The following is a 19,307-nucleotide window of genomic DNA, read 5'->3' on the forward strand; positions in this document are numbered from 1 at the left end:
GCTTATTTGGGTATATCACGCCGCCAGCGAAATCGACACCGGCTGGTTGGCCTCGCAGGCGTCCAGCGCGCGGCTGAGCCGCTGCATGCCCTGCGCGATCTGGCTTTCGTTCATGGTGGCGAACGACATGCGCATGGCGTGCAGGTCGGCCTGGGCCGCGTCGGCGTAAAACGCCTTGCCCGGCACGTAGACCACTTCGTGCTCGATGGCATAGGGCAGCAGGCGGGTCGCGTCGACCTCGCCGTTCAGGCGCGCCCAGAAGAACATGCCGCCTTCGGGCTTGCTGAAGGTGATGCGGCCGGCCAGTTCGCGCTCCAGGCCGGCGGCCATGGCGTCGCAACGCAGGCCGTAGGCGGCGCGGATGCGCGGCACGTGTTCTTCATAGCGGCCGTTGGCCAGGTACTGCGCCACCACTTCCTGGATCCACGCGGACGAGGCCATGTCGTCGGCGGCCTTGGCGCCGACGCAGCGGCGGCGGATCTCGGGCGGGGCCACCAGCCAGCCGATGCGCAGCGCGGGCGCCATGGTCTTGGACATGCTGGCCAGGTACACGGCCCAGTTGCGGGCTTCGCCCTCGGCCAGCGCCATGATGGGCGGCACGGCTTCGCCGGCAAAGCGCAGTTCGCTATAGGGATCGTCCTCGACGATCAGGAAGCGGTGCTTGACCGCCAGCTCCAGCAGCCGCAGGCGGCGCTGGCGCGAGATGGTGGCGCCACAGGGATTGGAGAACGAGGCCACCACGCAGACGATCTTGGGCTTGATACGCGCGGCCAGTTCATCGAGCGCATCGATGTCGACGCCATCCGGGCCGGACGGCACGGTGTGCACGGTGGCGCCGGTGTAGCGCAGCGCCTGCACGGAATTGGGGAACGCGGGCGATTCGATGATGGCGTGGTCGCCCGGCTGCAGCATCACGCGCGACAGCAAGGCCATGGCCTGCTGCGAACCGCCGGTGACGGCCAGTTCGGTGTCCGGATTGCAGTGCAGGCCGCGCGCCGCCGACAGGCGCGCCAGTTCGTTGCGCAGGCTGGCCTGGCCATCGATGTTGGAGTACTGCAGGCAGGCGCCCAGGCGCGCCAGCACCTGGGTCGACGCGATCGTCAGGCCATCCACGTCGAACAGTTCCTGCGCGGGATAGCCGCCCGCCAGCGAAATGGTGCCGGGGCGCATCGCGTAAGGCATGAGCGAACGGATCGGGGAAGCGGGGGGATTCAGGAAAGGCGTGGCAAAAGCGTACTCGGGCGCGGCGCTGGACATGGCGGAAGGGACGACGAGGAGAAAGGAAGGACCCGCGCCGTTCAACGACGGCGCTGGCGGGTTTAGAACATTGAAATCTAAACAAATATCGACAAATTCTAAGCCTGCCGCTCAGACAGGGTCAACGAACACGCGCCCCTGCGCGGCGCGGTGTGGCGAAACGGTGCACGCGCGTCCTACACTATGGGACATTCCGTTCCCAAGAGACCCCGCATGACCGATGTAGACACCATGGCCACCCGCCTGGCCCGGATCCGGCAACGCATCGCCCAGGCCTGCGAACGCGCCGGCCGGGCGCCGGACAGCGTGACGCTGCTGCCCGTCAGCAAGACGTTCGAGGTGGATGCCGTGCGCGAGGCCATGGCCCTGGGCCTGACCCGTTTCGGCGAAAACAAAACCCAGGAACTGCGCCAGAAGGCGGCCGCGCTGGCCGGCCAGGGCCTGCAATGGGTCCTGATCGGTCACTTGCAGACCAACAAGGCCAAGGACGCGGCGCGCGACGCCACCGAGCTGCAGTCGCTCGACCGGCTCGATCTGGCCGAGGCCCTGCACCGCCGCCTGGTCAATGAGGGCCGGACCCTGGACGTGCTGGTGCAGGTCAAAACCTCCAGCGAACCCAGCAAGTACGGCATGGCCCCCGCCGACGTGGCGGCGTTCCTGCGCCGCATCACGGCGGACTTCCCCACCCTGCGGGTGCAGGGCCTGATGACCATGGCGGCCAATTCGCCCGACCCGCTGGAAGTGCGCGCCTGCTTCCGCGCCCTGCGCGAGCTGCGCGACCAGTTGCGCCAGGAAAGCATCGCCGGGGTGTCGCTGGAGCGCCTGTCCATGGGCATGAGCGGCGATTTCGAGCTGGCGATCGAGGAAGGCTCGACCGAAGTGCGCATCGGCACCGCCATCTTCGGCGCCCGCAGCTACCCCGATCCGCAATAAGCCGCTGATTCCGGGGCCGCAAACGAGCGCATATTGCCGGGCGGCCGGGGCATAATACCCTCGCAAAAAAACGAGGAGACACCCCATGCACAAACACGCCCGGCGCCTGTTGGCGCTTGCCGCCCTGTCGCTGGCCGCCACCGCGGCCTCGGCCCAATCCTGGCCCGCCCAACCCGTCCGCTGGATCGTGCCCTACCCGGCCGGCGGCGGCGCCGACGTGGTCGCGCGCACCGTCGCCAGCGGCATCGAGAAGCCGCTCGGCCAGACCATCGTGGTCGAGAACCGCCCCGGCGCCGCCACCATCATCGGCGCCACCGCGATCTCGCAGGCCGAACCCAGCGGCTACGTCATCGGCACCGCCGATTCCGGCACGCTGGCGTACAACCCCACGCTGTACGCCAAGCTGGCCTACGACCCGTCCAAGTTCACCTACATCGGCGGCATCGCCAAGTTCCCGCTGCTGCTGGCGGTGAACGTCAACTCGCCCTACAAGACGGTCGACGACGTGATCCAGGCCGCCAAGAAAGAACCCGGCAAACTGACCGCCGCCTCGGCCGGCGCCGGCTCGCCGCACCACCTGGCGCTGGAACTGTTCAAGCAGCGCACCGGCGCCAACCTGCTGCACGTGCCCTACAAGGGCGCGGCGCCCGCCATCCAGGATCTGCTGGGCGGACAGGTGGATGTGATGTTCATCGACCTGGCCGCGGGCCTGCCCAACGTCAAGGCCGGCAAGCTGCGCGTGCTGGCCGCGGCCACGCCCGAGCGCGTCGCCGTGCTGCCGGACACGCCCACCATGGCCGAGCAAGGCGTGTCGGACTTCACCGCCTACGCCTGGCAAGGCCTGGTCGCGCCCGGCGGCCTGCCCGAGCCCGTGGTCAAGAAGCTGTCCGCCGAACTCGACGCCGCGCTGAAGTCGCCCGCCGTGTCGCAGAAGATGCTGGACATGGGCGTCATCCCGATGCCGCTGTCGGCGCAGGAATTCAAGGCCTATGCCGACCAGGAACGCACCGCCTGGGCGGAAGTGATCAAGAAGGCCAACATCAAGCTCGAATGAGCGCGACCTGCCTGATATGAAAAACGCGGCCCTCCGGCCGCGTTTTTCCTGGGTGGCGCTGCCGCGTCCAGCGCTCACTTGCGCGGCAGCGTCACCACCATGCGCAATGCCTCGACGCATTGCCGGCCCTGCTCGATCGCCTGCCCGAACGCCTCCGAGCCGATCTCGTCATGGCTGAACCAGCTGACCTTCCTGGCGCTGCGGTAGCGGTACTGGTAGCCCGCCTTGGCCGCCTTGCCGTCCAGGTCCACGTCGATCCACGGCGACCGGACCTGGCAATGCAGCGGCGGCGCGTCGACCTTGCCGCCGGCCAGCGTCACGTCATAGGAGGTGGTTTCCGGCGTGCCGAGGTAGATGTCGGCCAGCTGGCCCGCCTGGCGGTAGCGCGCGAAGAACTCCCAGTCATCGCTCAATTCGGTGTGCGTGTAGACCTGCTGGCGGCCGACCCGTTCCAGCGCCCGCAGGTCCACCAGCGTGGCGTCGATGCGGTAGGCCGCCGGCACCACGAAATCGCTGGCGGCGCGCCGCAGCCGGCAGTCGCGGTTCTCTGCGGCGAAGCTGCGGCACAGCGCCTGGTCCATGGCCGTCGCGCCGTTCTGCTGATCGCCCACGCTGACTTCCGCCGCCACCATGCGGCTGACCTCGACAGAGGCGCGCACGCTGGCCTGCCCGTCCTTGTCGAACTGTTCATGGCGCGTCACCACGACGCTGGGCGCGGGGCGTTCGAGCGGAATGTCCTCGCGCCGCACATTGCCCTGATCGTCCATGACGAAGGCCCAGCGCTGCTGGATGTCGGGCATGGTGAAGCCCGGCACGAACACCGGATTGGTGGGGTCCAGCCACCAGGTCTGGCCCTGCACCTGGGCGCGCACGATGGCGTGGTTGGGCGCCGACAGCCCTGGCAGCAGCACCGCCGGCGCCACCGTGCCGCGCGTCACCAGCGCGGGTTCGGCGGCGATGCCGGCCGCGCGCAGCATGGCCGTCAGCAGCACCGACAGGTCCTTGCAGTCGCCATAGCCGCGCCGCTCGATCTCATCGAGCGCGAAGGGAATCTGGCCGCGTTCGCTGTTGCGCCAGTCGCCCAGGTAGCGATAGCGCTCATGGATGTGGCGCATCAGCGCGGCCACGATCTGCGCCGGGGCCTTGCCCCGCTGGGCCGCGACGGCCGCGGCCGCGCCTTCGGGCAAGGCCGCCGCCAGGATGGCGTTGTAGCGCGCCGCGAATGGGCCGAAATGGTCCTGCAAGGCGGCCGAACTGCCGATCTCCAGGCGCGGCGACTGGCGCAGATAGCCCTTGTCCGACTCGTTGACGTAGGCGTAGTAGTACGGCGTGGCCTTCAGCTCCACCGTGATGCGGCGCGCATCGGGCGAGGCCTCGATGCGATAGGCGTCCATCGCCTCGGTCCGCCAGACCATCGGGCGCTCGGCGCTGAACTCGGCGCGAAAGCGCTCCTGGCGCACCGCCCGCGGCTGCAAGCCCAGCACGTAGTGGAATTGCGTGGCCGACGGGATGCCGGCGTAACGCTCGCGCAGCGTGTAGACGATGGTGCTGCCCACCCGCAGGTTGGGAAAGGCCAGCGAGGTCTGCTTGTTGCGCAGGAAACCCTGGTCCGGATTCGGCGCCATGCGGGTATCGATCTGGTCGGCCGTCAGGGGCACGGGCTTTTCGCCGGGCTGGATCAGCTCGGCGCGCTCGACCTCGACGCTGTCGTTCTCGGCATAACTGCGGTCGATGCGCGAGACCAGCTCGCGCCCGGCCAGCGTCAGGATGGTGTAGCGGTAGGTGCTCACGCACTCGGTGCTGTTGTCCTGGCCGAAGCGGCAGTGGAATTCGGTGTCGCCGGACAGCGGCGCTTCGGCGACGGGTTGCAGGGCGCCCTGGGCGGGCAGGCTGGCCATGGTCGCGAGGACGGCGGCGAGGAGCGGGGTTCGGGGGAAAACGGGCATGGAAACTGCTGACACCTCACATTACAATTGAGACGCAATGTTATTTGCAATGAAATAGCAGCACAAGTCACGGGCGGCCACGATGCGCCTCGTTCCCCGCGCGAAAAACAAAACGCCCGGCGAATCCGCCGGGCGTTGCGAGACGCGGCGCGCCGGCCACTGGCCGGCGACGCGCTACACCAGCACGCGCTCGATGCCGCCCGCGTTGGCGCGGCGCACGTACTCTTCCATCCAGCCTTCGCCGAGGATGTGGCGCGCCATCTCGACCACGATGTAGTCGGCGTCCATGCCGGTGTCGCCCTGGTAGCGCGACAGGCCCTGCAGGCACGACGGGCACGAGGTCAGCACCTTGACGTCGCCCGTGAAGCCGTCGGTGCGCAGCGCGGCGTCGCCCTTGAGCAGCTCTTCCTGCTTGCGGAAGCGCACCTGGGTCGAGATGTCCGGCCGGCTGACCGCCAGCGTGCCCGACTCGCCGCAGCAGCGGTCGCTCTTGACGGCGCCGTCGCCCACCAGCGAACGCACGGTCTTCATCGGATCCTGCAGCTTCATCGGCGTGTGGCAGGGGTCGTGGTACATGTAGCGCACGCCCTTGGCGCCTTCCAGCTTGATGCCCTTTTCCAGCAGGTATTCGTGGATGTCGATCAGGCGGCAGCCCGGGAAGATCTTCTCGAACTCGTAGCCGGCCAGCTGGTCGTAGCAAGTGCCGCAGCTGACCACCACGGTCTTGATGTCCAGGTAGTTGAGCGTGTTGGCGACGCGGTGGAACAGCACCCGGTTGTCGGTGATGATCTGCTCGGCCTTGTCGGTCATGCCGTTGCCGCGCTGCGGATAGCCGCAGCACAGGTAGCCCGGCGGCAGCACGGTCTGCACGCCGGCATGCCACAGCATCGCCTGCGTGGCCAGGCCGACCTGCGAGAACAGGCGTTCCGAACCGCAGCCCGGGAAGTAGAACACCGCTTCCGTGTCGGCCGTGGTGGCCTTCGGATCGCGGATGATCGGCACGTAGTTCGCGTCCTCGATGTCCAGCAGCTTGCGCGCGGCCTGCTTGGGCAGCCCGCCCGGCATCTTCTTGTTGACGAAGTGCACCACCTGCTCGCGCAGCGGCGGCTTGCCGACGGTCGCCGGCGGCGCCGAGGTCTGCTTCTTCACCAGGCCCGACAGCAGGTCGTGCGCGGCGCGCTGAACCTTGTAGCCCACGCCCACCATCGCCTTGCGCGTGGCGTTGATGGTGGCCGGATCCTTGGCGTTCAGGAAGAACATGGCGCTGGCCGTGCCCGGATTGAACGACTTGCGGCCCATGCGCCGCAGCACGGCGCGCATGTTCATCGACACGTCGCCGAAGTCGATGTCGACCGGACAGGGGTTGTAGCACTTGTGGCAGACGGTGCAGTGGTCGGCCACGTCCTCGAATTCTTCCCAGTGCTTCAGGCTGACGCCGCGGCGGGTCTGCTCTTCGTACAGGAAGGCCTCGACCAGCAGCGAGGTCGCCAGGATCTTGTTGCGCGGCGAATACAGCAGGTTGGCGCGCGGCACGTGGGTGGCGCACACCGGCTTGCACTTGCCGCAGCGCAGGCAGTCCTTGATCGAATCCGAGATGGCGCCGATGTCGCTCTGCTGCATGATGAGCGACTCGTGGCCCATCAGGTTGAAGCTGGGCGTCCAGGCGTGGCGCAGGTCGGCGCCGGGCATCAGCTTGCCGGCGTTGAAGTGGCCATTGGGATCGACGCGGCGCTTGTAATCCTGGAACGGCGCCAGCTCGGCTTCCGTCAGGAACTCGTACTTGGTCAGGCCGATGCCGTGCTCGCCCGAGATCACGCCGTCCAGGTCGCGCGCGATCTGCATGATGCGCTCCACGGCCTGGTGGGCCTCCTGCAGCATGCCGTAGTCGTCCGAGTTGACCGGGATGTTGGTGTGCACGTTGCCGTCGCCCGCGTGCATGTGCAGCGCCACGAACACGCGGCTCTTGAGCACGCGGCCGTGGATCGCCACCAGCTCGTCCAGGATGGGCTTGCGCGCCGCGCCCGAGAATGCGGCCTGCAGGCCGGCCAGCACTTCGGTCTTCCACGACACGCGGATGGTGCGGTCCTGCACCACGTCGAACACGCGCGCCTGCGGCTGCGCCGCCAGGCGCTCGGCCAGCGCGGCGCTCAGGTGCGACATGCCCAGGCCGTCCAGCTGCGGCATGGCCTCGGCCAGCGGCAGGTCCAGGTTGTCCAGCAGCCACTGCCAGCGCTGGCGCGCCGCGGCCAGCAGCTCGATGGCCTGGCGCGTGCGCTCGGCCAGCACCTCGGCGCGGGTTTCATCGTCGTCGGCGGCGTCTTCGGCCTTGCCGACCGGCAAGGGCGTACAGAGGTAGTCGTCCAGCGCGCCCAGCAGGCGCAGCTTGTTACGGGTCGACAGCTCGATGTTGATGCGCTCGATATGGTCGGTGTACTCGCCCATGCGCGGCAGCGGGATCACCACGTCTTCGTTGATCTTGAAGGCGTTGGTGTGGCGCGCGATCGCGGCGGTGCGCGAGCGGTCGAGCCAGAACTTCTTGCGGGCCTCGGCGCTCACCGCCACGAAGCCTTCGCCGTGGCGCGTGTTGGCCAGGCGCACCACTTCGCTGGCGGCCGCGGCCACGGCATCTTCGTCGTCGCCGACGATGTCGCCGATCAGCACCATCTTGGGCAGCGAACCGCGCTTGCTCTTGGTGGCGTAGCCGACCGCGCGCAGATAGCGCTCGTCCAGATGCTCCAGGCCGGCCAGGATGGCGCCGCGGGCGCGGCCCTCGCCGTCCAGGTAGCCCTTGACCTCGACGATCGACGGAATCGCGTCGCGCGCCTGGCCGAAGAATTCCATGCAGACCGTGCGGGTGTGCTTGGGCATGCGGTGCAGCACCCAGCGCGCCGACGTGATCAGGCCGTCGCAGCCTTCCTTCTGGATGCCCGGCAGGCCGGCCAGGAACTTGTCGGTGACGTCCTTGCCCAGGCCTTCCTTGCGGAACACGCGGCCCGCGATCTCCAGGGTCTCGGTCTTGAGCAGGCGCTCGCCCGGCTTGCCGCGGCCATCGAACCACTTGAGTTCGAAGCGGGCCACGTCCACGTCATGGATCTTGCCCATGTTGTGCGCCAGGCGCGTCACTTCGAGCCAGTTGCCGTCCGGATCGACCATGCGCCACCAGGCCAGGTTGTCGAGCGCGGTGCCCCACAGCACGGCTTTCTTGCCGCCGGCGTTCATGGCGATGTTGCCGCCCACGCACGAGGCCTCGGCCGAGGTCGGGTCCACGGCGAAGACGAAACCGGCCGCCTCGGCCGCTTCCGACACCCGCTTGGTCACCACGCCGGCGCCGGCATGGATGACGGCCACGGGCTCGGTGAGCCCGGGCAGGATACAGGACTCGACCTTGCCCAGCTTGTCGAATTTCTCGGTGTTGATGACGGCCGACTTCCAGGTCAGCGGAATCGCGCCGCCGGTGTAGCCGGTGCCGCCGCCGCGCGGCACGATGGTCAGGCCCAGCTCGATACAGGCGGTGACCAGCGCGGCGATCTCGTCTTCCGTATCCGGCGTCAGCACCACGAACGGGTACTCCACGCGCCAGTCGGTGGCGTCGGTCACGTGCGAGACGCGCGACAGGCCGTCGAACTTGATGTTGTCGCGCGCGGTGATGCGGCCCAGCACCTTCTGCGCCTGCTTGCGCAGCATGGCGGTCTGGTCGAACTCGCCCTCGAAGGCGGCGATGGCCGAACGCGCCCGGCCCAGCAGGCCCAGCACTTTCTCGTCGCGGTGCGGATCGTGGCCGACCTCGGCCGGCGCGCCGGGTTCGCGGCGGCGGTCGATCTCGCCCAGCCGATGGTGCAGCGCATCGATCAGCTGCTTGCGGCGCTTGGGGTTGTCCAGCAGGTCGTCCTGCAGGTAGGGATTGCGGCGCACCACCCAGATGTCGCCGAGCACCTCGTACAGCATGCGGGCGGACCGCCCGGTGCGGCGCTCGCCGCGCAGATCGGTCAACAGGCTCCAGGCGTCATCGCCCAGCAGCCGGCCGACGATCTCGCGATCGGAGAACGACGTGTAGTTGTAGGGGATTTCGCGCAGTCGCGCGGGTGCTGCGGGCGGCGTCGCCCCGTTCAAGATGTGGCTGGCGAGTGGGGCGTTCATGGCGGCAAGAGGGGGCCCTTAAAAAATTATTTTATGCCATTGGCCGGAACTGCCCCCGAATACCCCCAGGGAAATGCTCAAAACCCGCAAAATATCGCCGCAATATGTCCCTTATTAAGCGCGACGTCAGCGCTATACCTGACCCGGGAACAGCCACAGCAGACTGGCCGTCATCGCCAGGTAGCGCAGGAACTTGCCGATGGCCATATAGGCCACGCAGGGCCAGAACGGCAGCCGCAGCCAGCCGGCCACGGCGCACAGCGGATCGCCCACCCCCGGCAGCCAGGACAGCAGCAGGGCCGGCGGCCCCAGGCGATGGATCCAGGCATGCGCCCGTTCGTTCCAGCGGCCCCGCATGCGATGTTCGTCCGCCGCATGGGGATGGCGTTCCTTCCAGCGCTGGAAGGCCTTTTCCGCGCCCAGGCCCATGGCGTAGCTGATGGCGCCGCCGATGGTGTTGCCGGCGGTCGCCACCAGGATGGCGGGCCAGAACATGTCGGGCGACAGCTTGATGTAGCCGAACACCGCCGGCTCCGAGCCGAGCGGCAGCAACGTCGCCGAGATCAGCGAAACGATGAAGATGGCGGGCAGGCCTACCGAGGGCAGGGCCAACAGGTTCAGTAGCCAATGAATGGCCGATAGCAGGCTTTCTTCCATGATGCCAGCGAGTGTAGCCGCGCGCGGGCCGGCGGCCGGCCGGGCCCGTCCGATCCATGATGAAACTGGCGGAAAACCGTCGGGCGACCCGGCTTTCCCTGCAATAATCCCGCTCACGCCATCGGGCCCGCGAGCCTGGCGCTCCATTTTTCCGCCCCTACCCCAAGCGCAGTCCATGTCCACCGATTATCTGAAACGCATCCTGACCTCCAAGGTCTACGACGTCGCGGTCGAATCGCCGCTCGAAGCCGCGCCCCTGCTGTCGCAGCGCATGGCGAATACGATCCTGCTCAAGCGCGAGGACACCCAGGCGGTATTCAGCTTCAAGCTGCGCGGGGCGTACAACAAGATGGCCAACCTCGCGCCGGCGGCGCGCAACCGCGGCGTGATCGCGGCCTCGGCCGGCAACCACGCCCAGGGCGTGGCGCTGGCCGCGTCGCGGCTCGGCTGCCGCGCGGTCATCGTCATGCCCACCACCAGCCCCCAGGTCAAGATCGACGCGGTGCGCCGGCTGGGCGGCGAAGTGGTGCTGGCCGGCGAGAGCTTCTCCGACGCCTACGCCCACGCGCAGACGCTGGAAAAGAAAGAGAAACTGACCTTCGTGCATCCGTTCGACGATCCCGACGTGATCGCCGGCCAGGGCACGGTGGGCATGGAGATCCTGCGCCAGCACCCCGGCCCGATCGACGCCATCTTCGTGGCCATCGGCGGCGGCGGCCTGATCGCCGGCGTGGCCGCCTACATCAAGCAGTTGCGCCCCGAGATCAAGATCATCGGCGTGCAGACCGAAGACTCCGACGCCATGCTGCGCAGCGTGCGCGCCGGCCGCCGGGTGCAATTGAACGATGTCGGGCTGTTCTCGGACGGCACCGCCGTCAAGCTGGTGGGCGCCGAGACCTTCAAGCTGACGCGCAAGTACGTCGATGATTTCGTGGTGGTGGACACCGACTCGATCTGCGCCGCCATCAAGGACGTGTTCCAGGACACGCGCAGCGTGCTGGAACCGGCCGGCGCCATGGCCGTGGCCGGCGCCAAGCAGTACGCCGCCGAGCACAACCTGAAGGGCAAGACGCTGGTCGCCATCGCCTGCGGCGCCAACATGAACTTCGACCGCCTGCGCTTCGTGGCCGAACGCGCCGAGGTCGGCGAAATGCGCGAGGCCGTCTTCGCCGTCACCATGCCGGAACAGCGCGGCAGCTTCCGCCGCTTCTGCGAACTGGTCGGCGAACGCAGCGTCACCGAGTTCAACTACCGCATTTCCGATTCCGACCGCGCCCACGTGTTCGTCGGCCTGCAGGTCTCGTCGCCGGCCGAACCCGACAAGATCGCCAGCCACTTCCGCCGCCATGGCTTCGATACGCTCGACCTGACGCACGACGAAATGGCCAAGACCCACTTGCGCCACATGGTCGGCGGCCGGTCCGCGCAGGCGCGCGACGAACTGCTCTATCGCTTCGAATTCCCGGAACGCCCGGGCGCGCTGATGCGTTTCCTGAACGCCATGAACCCCGACTGGAACATCAGCCTGTTCCATTACCGCAACCAGGGCGCCGACTACGGCCGCATCCTGATCGGCATCCAGGTGCCGGCGGCGGACAAGAAGCAATTCCGCGGCTTCGTGGCGGAGCTCGGCTACCCCCACTGGAACGAGACCGACAACCCGGCCTACAAGCTGTTCCTGTAAGCCTCGAAAAAGCAGGCGCCCAAAAACGAGAGGGCCTCCACATGGAGGCCCTTCCCTTCTCTGCTCAGGACTCGCCCGGCCGCAACCTGAAGGGGGGGTTCGCTGTCACTCGGCGGCTCACGGAGATGTGCCGCGCATTCAGCAAGGTGCGGTCGGGCCGATACCCTCGCTTAGAAACGGTGACGCAGACCCACCGCGAACGCGGTGTCGCGCGCATCGTGCTGGAACGCGTAGTTGTCGCCGTAGGAGGCGTACGCGTACAGGTTGGTGCGCTTGGTGAAGTCGTACGTGTAGCCCAGGCTGTAGACGTTGAACGTCGCGTCGTCGCCGGTCAGCTTGTCGTTGTTCGGCGTGGCGCGCTGCCAGGAACCGAAGATGGCGTGGCGGCCCAGGGGCACGGTGGCGCCGATCATGTAGGAATTGGCGCGGAAACCGTCAGCCAGCTTGAACGAGCCCAGCTTCTGCATGCCGTCCGGCGTCGTGCCCATGTTCTGGCCGATGAACCAGCCGTCGCGGGTCTGGCTGAACGCCGCCGCCAGCTTCACCACTTCGAAGTCGTAGGTGCCGCCGATGATGTATTCCTGGACGCGCGAGCTGGACTTGCCGCCGATGCTGTCATTGGACGGATTGAAGCGGTCGTAGGCCGCGGCCAGGTTCAGCGGACCGTTCAGGTATTGGGCGCCCACGGTCAGGACACGGTTGTTGTTGCCCGTGGCGAAGCCGGTCTGGTGCTTTTCCTTGACGCCGTCTTCGACGGTGTCATCGGCGCTGAACGAATAGCCCACGCCCAGCTTGAAGCCGTCCATGCTGGGGGTTTGGTACAGGACCATGTTGTCCAGGCGCATGGTGTTGGCGCTGCTGAACGTCGTACCCAGGTTGGCGGTGTTGTAGCTGATGGCGAACGGATCGATCGAACCGAAGTACTTCGAGGCCAGGTTGGTCTGGCGGCCGAATTCCAGGCGGCCCCACGAATCACTGTCCAGGCCCACGGTGGCCTGGCGGCCCCACAGGCGACCGTTCTGCAGCGATTGGCCGTTCATCGGGCCGAAACCGCCTTCCAGGTTGAACACGGCGCGCAGGCCGTCACCCAGGTCTTCCGTGCCGCGCAGGCCGAAGCGCGAGCCGCTGCTCACGCCTTGCACGGCGCCGATGCGGCTTTGCGACTGGCCCTTGAACTTCACTTGCTCGTAGCCGACACCGGCGTCGATCAAACCGTACAGCGTCACGGAATCAGCGGCATGCGCGGCGCCGGCGAAACCGGCCAGCAACGCGACTGCCAATAGCGTCTTCTTCATAAAAGTCCCCAAGATGGCGAGAGATAAAGGCATTCCGCAACCGCGCGGCGACATCGCCGCGGCCTGCGTGCCGCTACGAAAAAAGCGAGCGGCGTCTGCACTGAATCTAGTGTCTGCCCTGGAACAATTTGAAGTAACCCGGATTTCGAAGAACTACTTTCCATGGGCGGGATAATGCCCGCCGCATGCCGCGCACGGTTCCGGAAGATGCGTATTAAGGCCTTGATATCAAATGTGAATTCTTGCTCACAATTCGTGTTTTCAGGACTGCCGCGAGTCGCCGTGCCCGAGGGAAATCGACATCACATGTTGCGTGGGTGGCACAGTCGATGCGGCATAAACACGACAACGGCGGCGACGGCGAGCCCCGGACCGAGAGATAAAAAACCCCTTGGCGGGCAAGGGGCTTTCCGATTCGGCGTCGTGGCGGACAGCCTCGGATCAACGACCCTTGGGCGGGTAGTCCAGTTCACCGAAGGTGTATTCGCCGCGGGCCTTGGCCTGGGCCAGTTCTTCGCGTACCTGTTCGCGGGTCTTGCCGACCGTCTGCGTGGCGGCGGCGCGCGGCGGGTAGTCCAGCTCGCCGCTGGTGACCTGGCCGGCGGCCTTGGCGCTTTGCAGTTCCTGTTGGACCTGTTCGCGCGTCATGCCCGTCTGCTGGGCGATGGCGGGCGGATAGTCCAGTTCGCCGAACGTGACCTGGCCGGCGGCCTTGGCGGCCTGCAGTTCCTGCTGGACCTGTTCACGCGTCTTGCCATCGGCGTGGGCGGCGGACATGCCCGCCAGCGTTGCGGTAACCATGAGTGCGGTAGCTAGGGCTTTCATTGTGATGACTCCATCCTAAACCTGGCACACCGTCCGCCACCAGGGCGGCGGCGGCAATGTGACAATTCGATTGCTGGGATGCAGTATCTGGCGATCAGGCCCTAGTAAAAACCCTTATTTTGGTGAACATATTTGCATGTACGGGACAATTGCAAAGCGTATCCCGCCGGAACGGGCTTCGCGCCGCGCAACAACGGGTCGCGTCCTATGGCGCAAGGCCACACGGGCATTCAGCCGCGCGCCAGCCTGGTAACGGAACGTATGTTTCCCATCTGACGGAATAGTCATTCATGTTGGCTAAATAGACATTTCCACTGGCGGGACAATATTTCCACTTATCATATGAACCTGCCAGAAATGGAATTTGGAGTTTGAGGGCACCATGGATATTCAGCTTAACGACATCGCGCTTTTCGTCGAGGTCGCCAAGCGCAAGAACTTCAGCCACGCCGCCGAAGCCTTGAATATTCCAACGTCCACGCTCTCGCGGCGCGTCAGTGAACTTGAGCGCAGCGTCGGCATGCGCCTGCTGAACCGCAGCACGCGCAAGATCGACCTGACCGAAGCCGGCGCCATCTATTTCGAGCGCTGCCGGCATATCGTCGAAGAAGCCCGCATCGCCCACGACCAGCTGCTGGACATGGCGGTGCAGCCCAAGGGCCGCCTGCGCATCTCGCTGCCCACCAGCCTGGCGCAGCTGTTCCTTCCCGCCGTGATCCGCGAGTTCCGCGAACAGCACCCCGATATCGAATGTGATTTCGACCTGAGCATGCGGCCGATCGACCCGATCAGCAATCCGTTCGACCTGATCCTGCGCTTCGGGCAACAGCCCGATTCCAGCCTCATCTCGCGCAAGATCGTGCTGATGGCGCACCAGCTGTACGCCTCGCCCGACTATCTGGCGCGCCATGGCGAGCCGCGGGTGCCGGCGGACCTGAGCCACCACGAGTGCCTGCGCCCGACGATGCGCGACGAGTCATCCTTCTGGATGCTGCATTCGGGTGACAAGGTGGAGCGCGTGCAGGTGTCGGGCCGGCTGTCGGCCAACAATGTCGGCATGCTGGGACGCCTGGCCGGACAGGGCCTGGGCATCACGCCGCTGCTGGTGTTCGATGCAATGGAGCGGGCCATCAAGCAGGCCGGCCTGGTGCGCGTGCTGCCCGACTGGAGCCTGACGCCCCTGCCCCTGTTCGCCCTGCTGCCGTCGCGCATGCTGCCGGCCAAGACCAAGGCCTTCCTGGACTTCATCCAGCCGCGACTCTCGGATGCGTGACGCGGATGCGTAACGCAGACGCCTGAGGCGAAAGCCTGAAGCGTCCGCGCCCGCGCCGGCCTCAGACCGACGCGCTATCGTATTGACAGACGGTATAGAGCGGCGTGCCGGTGGCCGCGATCTTGGTCGACCCGCCGAGTTCGGGCAGGTCGATGATGGCGGCGGCCTCGACCACGTTCGCGCCCAGGCGCTGCAGCAGCTTGATGGCCGCCAGCATCGTGCCGCCCGTGGCGATCAGGTCATCCACCAGCAGGACGCGCTGGCCGGTGCGCACGGAATCAGTGTGCATCTCGACGGCCGCGTTGCCGTATTCGAGCGAGTATTCCTCGGCCACGGTGCGGTACGGCAGCTTGCCCTTCTTGCGCACCGGCACGAAACCCAGGTTGAGTTCATAGGCCAGCACGCTGCCGATGATGAAGCCGCGCGCGTCCACGCCCGCCACCAGATCCAGGCGCTGGCGCATGTAGCGGTAGACGAAAAGGTCGATCAGCACCCGGAACGCACGCGGGTCCTGCAGCACTGGCGTGATGTCGCGAAAAATGACACCAGGTTGGGGCCAGTCAGGCACGCTGCGGATGGTGCGCCGGATGTACTCGGCGTTGTCGGTCTGCATGGAAGCTGGCCCTGGAGAATTGAAGCAAGGCGAACTATAACCGCGCAACCGCGCTTAAGCCAGGACCGCCACCGGTGTTGACATGTCATGCAACTGTCCGCCGCGCAAGGTGCAACAGCGGTCGACGGCGCCGGGCGGCAGAACGGCATGCGTGGCCAGCACGACGGTGCGTCCCCGCACCGCGTGTTCCAGGTCGGCAAAGAACGCCGCCTCGGCCGCCGCGTCCAGTCCGGCCGTCGGTTCATCCAGCACGATGACGTCGGCCGGCGACAACAACGCCCGCGCCAGGCACAGGCGCCGCGCCTGCCCGGCGGACAGCAACGAGCCAGTTTCACCGGCCCAGGTATCCAGCCCGTCGGGCAAGCCGCGCACGAACTCCCCCAGGCGGGCGGCGTCCAGCGCGCGCCCCAGCTCGGCGTCGCCGGCCTGCGGATCGCCAATCAGCAGATTGGTGCGCAGGGTGCCGAGAAACACCGGCGCGTCCTGCGACAGCAACGCGATGCGCCGATGCCAGTCCGCCTGCGCACAGGCGCGGGCATCGACGCCGGCATAGCGCACCTGGCCGGCCAGCGGATCCTCCAGGCGCAGCAGCAGATGCAGCAGCGTGGACTTGCCCGCGCCACTCTCTCCCAGGATGGCGACCCGTTCACCCGGCTCGACCCGCAGTTGCACGTTGCGCAGCAGCGGCGCCGGCGTCTCGCCGGCCCGCGCCGGATAGGCGAACGACACATCGACCAGTTCCAGCGCGCCGCGCGTCGGCAGCGGGCTAGGCGCGGCGGGGTCGCGCATGTCGGGCTCGCGCTGCGCCACGTCGCGGATGCGCGCGGCGGCCGACAGCGCCGACCCCATGCGCGAAGCGCCGCGCATGATCGGACCGGCCACCTCGAAGATGCCGATCACGGCCAGCAGCAGCCCCACCAGCAACGGCCCCTGCAGCGCGCCCGCTTCGTAACGCGCGAGGCCGAACCACAACAGCGCCAGCACCGACAGCCCGGCCGCCGCCTGCAGGAACCATTGCCCGCGCGCCGCGACCCGGGCCTGGCTGCCGCGCGCCCGCGCGCTGGCTTCGCACAATTGTTCGAAATGCGCCTGGGTCTGCGACTGCGCGTGCAGCGCGACCATATCGGCATGGCCATCGACCGCGTCGAGCACGGCGGCGCGCAGTCCGGCGGCGCTCTCCTGCGCGGCCTCGCCGGGCTTGCGCGCGGCGCGCAGCAGCCACAGTGGCACCACGGCACAAACCACCAGCAGCGCCAGGGCGAACACCAGGGCCGCGGCCGGCACCCAATACCCCAGCACCGCGGTCAACGCCGCGCCGGCCAGGATGGCCGTCGCCAGCGGCGCCAGCACGAACAGGAACACGGTATCGAGCGCGTCGACGTCGCCCGTCATGCGCGCCACCAGGTCGCCGCTGCGGTAACGCGCCAGCTGGCGCGGCGTCAGGCGGATCAGCGCCGTGAAGACCGCCGCACGCAGGTCGGCCAGCAGGCGCAGCGTGGCGGCATGCCCGACCACCCGGTCGGCATAACGCGACACGATGCGCAGGAACGACAGGCCCCGCACCAGCGCGGACGGCGCGAACAGGTTGAAGGCGCCGCCGGCGCCGGCCAATGCGGCGCCGGTCAGGAACCAGCCCGACACGCCCAGCAGGCCGACGCCCGCGGCCACCGTCGCCAGCGCACAGAACAGCGCAAGCAACAGGCCGGCCTTGCGGCGTACGTACAGGGGCAGAAGCAGCAACAGGTTCTTCATGCGTCTTTCACTTTGGCATCGGCCACGCGCAGCACGCGCGCGAAACGCGCCGCCACCGCGGGCGAGTGGGTGGCGAGCAGCAGCGTGCGGCCCGCGGCGAATGCCAGGATCTCGTCCAGCACCCGCGCCTGCGTGGCCTCGTCCAGATGCGCCGTGGGCTCGTCCAGCAGGATCAGCCCGGGATCGCGCAGGAACAGGCGCGCCAGCGCGACGCGTTGCGCCTGGCCGCCCGACAGGCCATGGCCGCGGCTGCCCAGCGGCGTGTCCAGCCCTTGCGGCAACGCGGCGGCGAATTCGAGCACACAGGCGCGGCGCGCCGCGTCATGCACCATGGCATCGGACGCATCGGGACGTCCCAGGCGGATGTTGTCCGCGATCGACCCGGCCAGCAGCTGCGGCTTCTGCCCGATCAGCGCCACGCGCGCGCGCAGGTCGGCCTCGCCCCACTGGCCCAGCGGCACGCCATCGAGACGGATGTCGCCGTCGCCCGGGCGCAGGCGCGCGATGGCCTCGATCAGGGTGGACTTGCCGATGCCGCTCGGGCCCATCAAGGCCGCGTGCTCGCCCGGGGCCAGCGTCAACGCCGCCGCGGACAACACCGGCACGGGCCGGCCAGGCGCCGTCATGGTCAAGCCCGTCACCGTCAACCCGGCGGCGCCCGATGCCAGCGCCATCGACGCATCCTGGCGCGGTTCGACGGCTTCCTCTTGCGGCAGGCCATCGAACAACGTGGCGATCTGCGACACCGCCGCCAGCGCCGTGGCGCGGTCGTGGTAGTGCGCGGCGAACTGGCGCAACGGCGCATAGACCTCCGGCGCCATCAGCAGACAGAACAGGCCGGCCTGCAACGTGAACGGCGACCAGCGCAGGTCCAGGAACCCCAGGTAGCTCAGGCCGATGTAGACGGCCACGCCCGCCACGCCCAGCGCGGCGAAGAATTCCAGCACCGCCGACGACAGGAAGGCGATCCGCAGCACGGACATGGTGCGCTGGCGCAGCGCATCGCTGGCGGCGGCGACGGAAGCCGCCTCGGCTTCGGCGCGGCCATACAGCTTCAGGGTGGAGAGGCCGCGCAGGCGGTCGGCGAAGAATCCCGACAGCCGCGCGAAGGCCCGCAGGTGACGCCGGCTGGCGCCTTGCGCGCCCCAGCCGACCAGCGCCATGAACAGCGGAATCAGCGGCGCAGTGATCAACAGCACCAGCCCCGCGATCACATCCACCGGCAACAGCAGCACGGCAAACGCCACCGGCAGCAGCGCCGCCGCGGCCATGGCCGGCAGGTATTTGGAGAAGAAGCCGTCGAGCGCCTCGACCTGGTCCACCAGCGCACTGGCGATTTCGCCCGAGGCCTGGCGGCGGCTCCAGTCGGGCCCCTTGCGCAGCAGGCGCGCGAACAGCGCCTGGCGCACGTGGCGCTTGATGCGCTCGGCGGCATCGGCCCCGGCGCGCTCGCCCGCCCACGTGATGCAGGCGCGCGCCAGCATCAACGCGGCGATGGCCAGGATCTGGCCAAGCAGTTCCAGGCGCGGCGCCTGCCGCACGATGGCGGCGTCCAGCACGCTGGCCAGCAGCCAGGCCTGGACCACCAGCAACGCGCCCGACACCAGCGGCGCCGCGCCCGCCAGGATGAGAGGCAGCCGGGCCGCCCCGGCCAGCGCCATCAGCCAGCGCGATTGCTCGCGCGGCGGCTTGCGCAGGGTGGCCGAGGGGTCATGCTCGAGGCTGCTGGCGCGGCCGCTCACTCGTCGTTACGGCTGGCGCGCGGGTCATGCGAGTGACCTTCGCGCAGCTCGAACCACATTGCATTGAGGATGGCGAACGCACACGCCAATCCCAGACCGAGTACCCATGAGAAATACCACATGGTGAAGGCTCCTTAGA

Annotated in this window: 14 protein-coding genes; 4 read left to right on the forward strand and 10 right to left on the reverse strand. The window is 67.8% G+C overall.

Features of this window, described 5'->3' with window-relative positions; all coding sequences use genetic code 11:
* Window positions 1-15: 15 nt before the first annotated feature.
* Window positions 16-1,257, reverse strand: coding sequence for an aminotransferase-like domain-containing protein (locus H0523_RS04485; RefSeq protein WP_054429306.1), 1,242 nt, complete (start codon window positions 1,255-1,257; stop codon window positions 16-18).
* A 213-nt stretch (window positions 1,258-1,470) separates the two neighbouring features.
* Between H0523_RS04485 and H0523_RS04490 the strand changes: the two genes are divergently transcribed.
* Both H0523_RS04490 and H0523_RS04495 read left to right on the forward strand, forming a co-directional pair.
* Window positions 1,471-2,190 carry a YggS family pyridoxal phosphate-dependent enzyme gene (locus tag H0523_RS04490; protein ID WP_054429305.1) on the forward strand — a complete coding sequence of 240 codons (720 nt, stop codon included), beginning with the start codon at window positions 1,471-1,473 and terminating at the stop codon, window positions 2,188-2,190.
* An 85-nt stretch (window positions 2,191-2,275) separates the two neighbouring features.
* Window positions 2,276-3,244 (forward strand): Bug family tripartite tricarboxylate transporter substrate binding protein, encoded by a 969-nt coding sequence (locus H0523_RS04495; RefSeq protein WP_054429304.1) that lies wholly within the window; start codon window positions 2,276-2,278, stop codon window positions 3,242-3,244.
* 74 nt (window positions 3,245-3,318) lie between these two features.
* Here H0523_RS04495 and H0523_RS04500 read toward each other — a convergent pair whose 3' ends face one another.
* From H0523_RS04500 to H0523_RS04510, 3 genes are all read right to left on the reverse strand, one after another.
* Window positions 3,319-5,190, reverse strand: a complete 1,872-nt coding sequence (locus tag H0523_RS04500; RefSeq protein WP_054429303.1) for a DUF3857 domain-containing transglutaminase family protein — start codon at window positions 5,188-5,190, stop codon at window positions 3,319-3,321.
* 174 nt (window positions 5,191-5,364) lie between these two features.
* Window positions 5,365-9,327, reverse strand: a complete 3,963-nt coding sequence (locus tag H0523_RS04505; protein ID WP_054429302.1) for a DUF3683 domain-containing protein — start codon at window positions 9,325-9,327, stop codon at window positions 5,365-5,367.
* A 132-nt stretch (window positions 9,328-9,459) separates the two neighbouring features.
* A complete protein-coding gene (locus H0523_RS04510) occupies window positions 9,460-9,984 on the reverse strand; it encodes a YqaA family protein (protein WP_054429301.1) in 525 nt (174 codons plus the stop codon).
* Between the two features lie 175 nt (window positions 9,985-10,159).
* Here H0523_RS04510 and ilvA point away from each other — a divergent pair, with 175 nt between their 5' ends.
* The gene (gene ilvA, locus H0523_RS04515; protein WP_054429300.1) at window positions 10,160-11,668 is read left to right on the forward strand and encodes a threonine ammonia-lyase, biosynthetic; all 1,509 of its coding nucleotides are present in this window, start codon (window positions 10,160-10,162) and stop codon (window positions 11,666-11,668) included.
* Window positions 11,669-11,838: 170 nt separating this feature from the next.
* Here ilvA and H0523_RS04520 read toward each other — a convergent pair whose 3' ends face one another.
* Window positions 11,839-12,963: a porin gene (locus tag H0523_RS04520; protein WP_054429299.1), complete on the reverse strand. Its 1,125-nt coding sequence runs from the start codon at window positions 12,961-12,963 to the stop codon at window positions 11,839-11,841.
* 441 nt (window positions 12,964-13,404) lie between these two features.
* Window positions 13,405-13,788 carry a DUF4148 domain-containing protein gene (locus H0523_RS04525; RefSeq protein ID WP_054429298.1) on the reverse strand — a complete coding sequence of 128 codons (384 nt, stop codon included), beginning with the start codon at window positions 13,786-13,788 and terminating at the stop codon, window positions 13,405-13,407.
* Window positions 13,789-14,170: 382 nt separating this feature from the next.
* On the opposite strand from H0523_RS04525, the gene H0523_RS04530 reads away from it, so the two are divergent.
* Window positions 14,171-15,061 (forward strand): LysR family transcriptional regulator, encoded by an 891-nt coding sequence (locus H0523_RS04530; protein WP_006391793.1) that lies wholly within the window; start codon window positions 14,171-14,173, stop codon window positions 15,059-15,061.
* Between the two features lie 61 nt (window positions 15,062-15,122).
* On the opposite strand, the gene H0523_RS04535 is transcribed toward H0523_RS04530, so the two are convergent.
* From H0523_RS04535 to cydX, 4 genes are read right to left on the reverse strand one after another with little or no spacing between them, the layout of a single operon-like run.
* Complete coding sequence (locus H0523_RS04535) at window positions 15,123-15,674, reverse strand: adenine phosphoribosyltransferase (protein ID WP_054429297.1); 552 nt, start codon at window positions 15,672-15,674, stop codon at window positions 15,123-15,125.
* A gap of 54 nt (window positions 15,675-15,728) precedes the next feature.
* Complete coding sequence (gene cydC, locus H0523_RS04540) at window positions 15,729-17,426, reverse strand: thiol reductant ABC exporter subunit CydC (protein ID WP_054429296.1); 1,698 nt, start codon at window positions 17,424-17,426, stop codon at window positions 15,729-15,731.
* Complete coding sequence (gene cydD, locus H0523_RS04545) at window positions 17,423-19,168, reverse strand: thiol reductant ABC exporter subunit CydD (protein WP_054429295.1); 1,746 nt, start codon at window positions 19,166-19,168, stop codon at window positions 17,423-17,425. Before cydD ends, cydC begins: the two co-directional genes overlap by 4 nt.
* Window positions 19,165-19,290 (reverse strand): cytochrome bd-I oxidase subunit CydX, encoded by a 126-nt coding sequence (gene cydX, locus H0523_RS04550; RefSeq protein WP_054474887.1) that lies wholly within the window; start codon window positions 19,288-19,290, stop codon window positions 19,165-19,167. The genes cydD and cydX overlap by 4 nt, the downstream gene beginning before the upstream one ends.
* Window positions 19,291-19,307 lie beyond the last annotated feature (17 nt).

The organism is Achromobacter insuavis (assembly GCF_902859645.1).
GTDB lineage: Bacteria > Pseudomonadota > Gammaproteobacteria > Burkholderiales > Burkholderiaceae_B > Achromobacter > Achromobacter insuavis.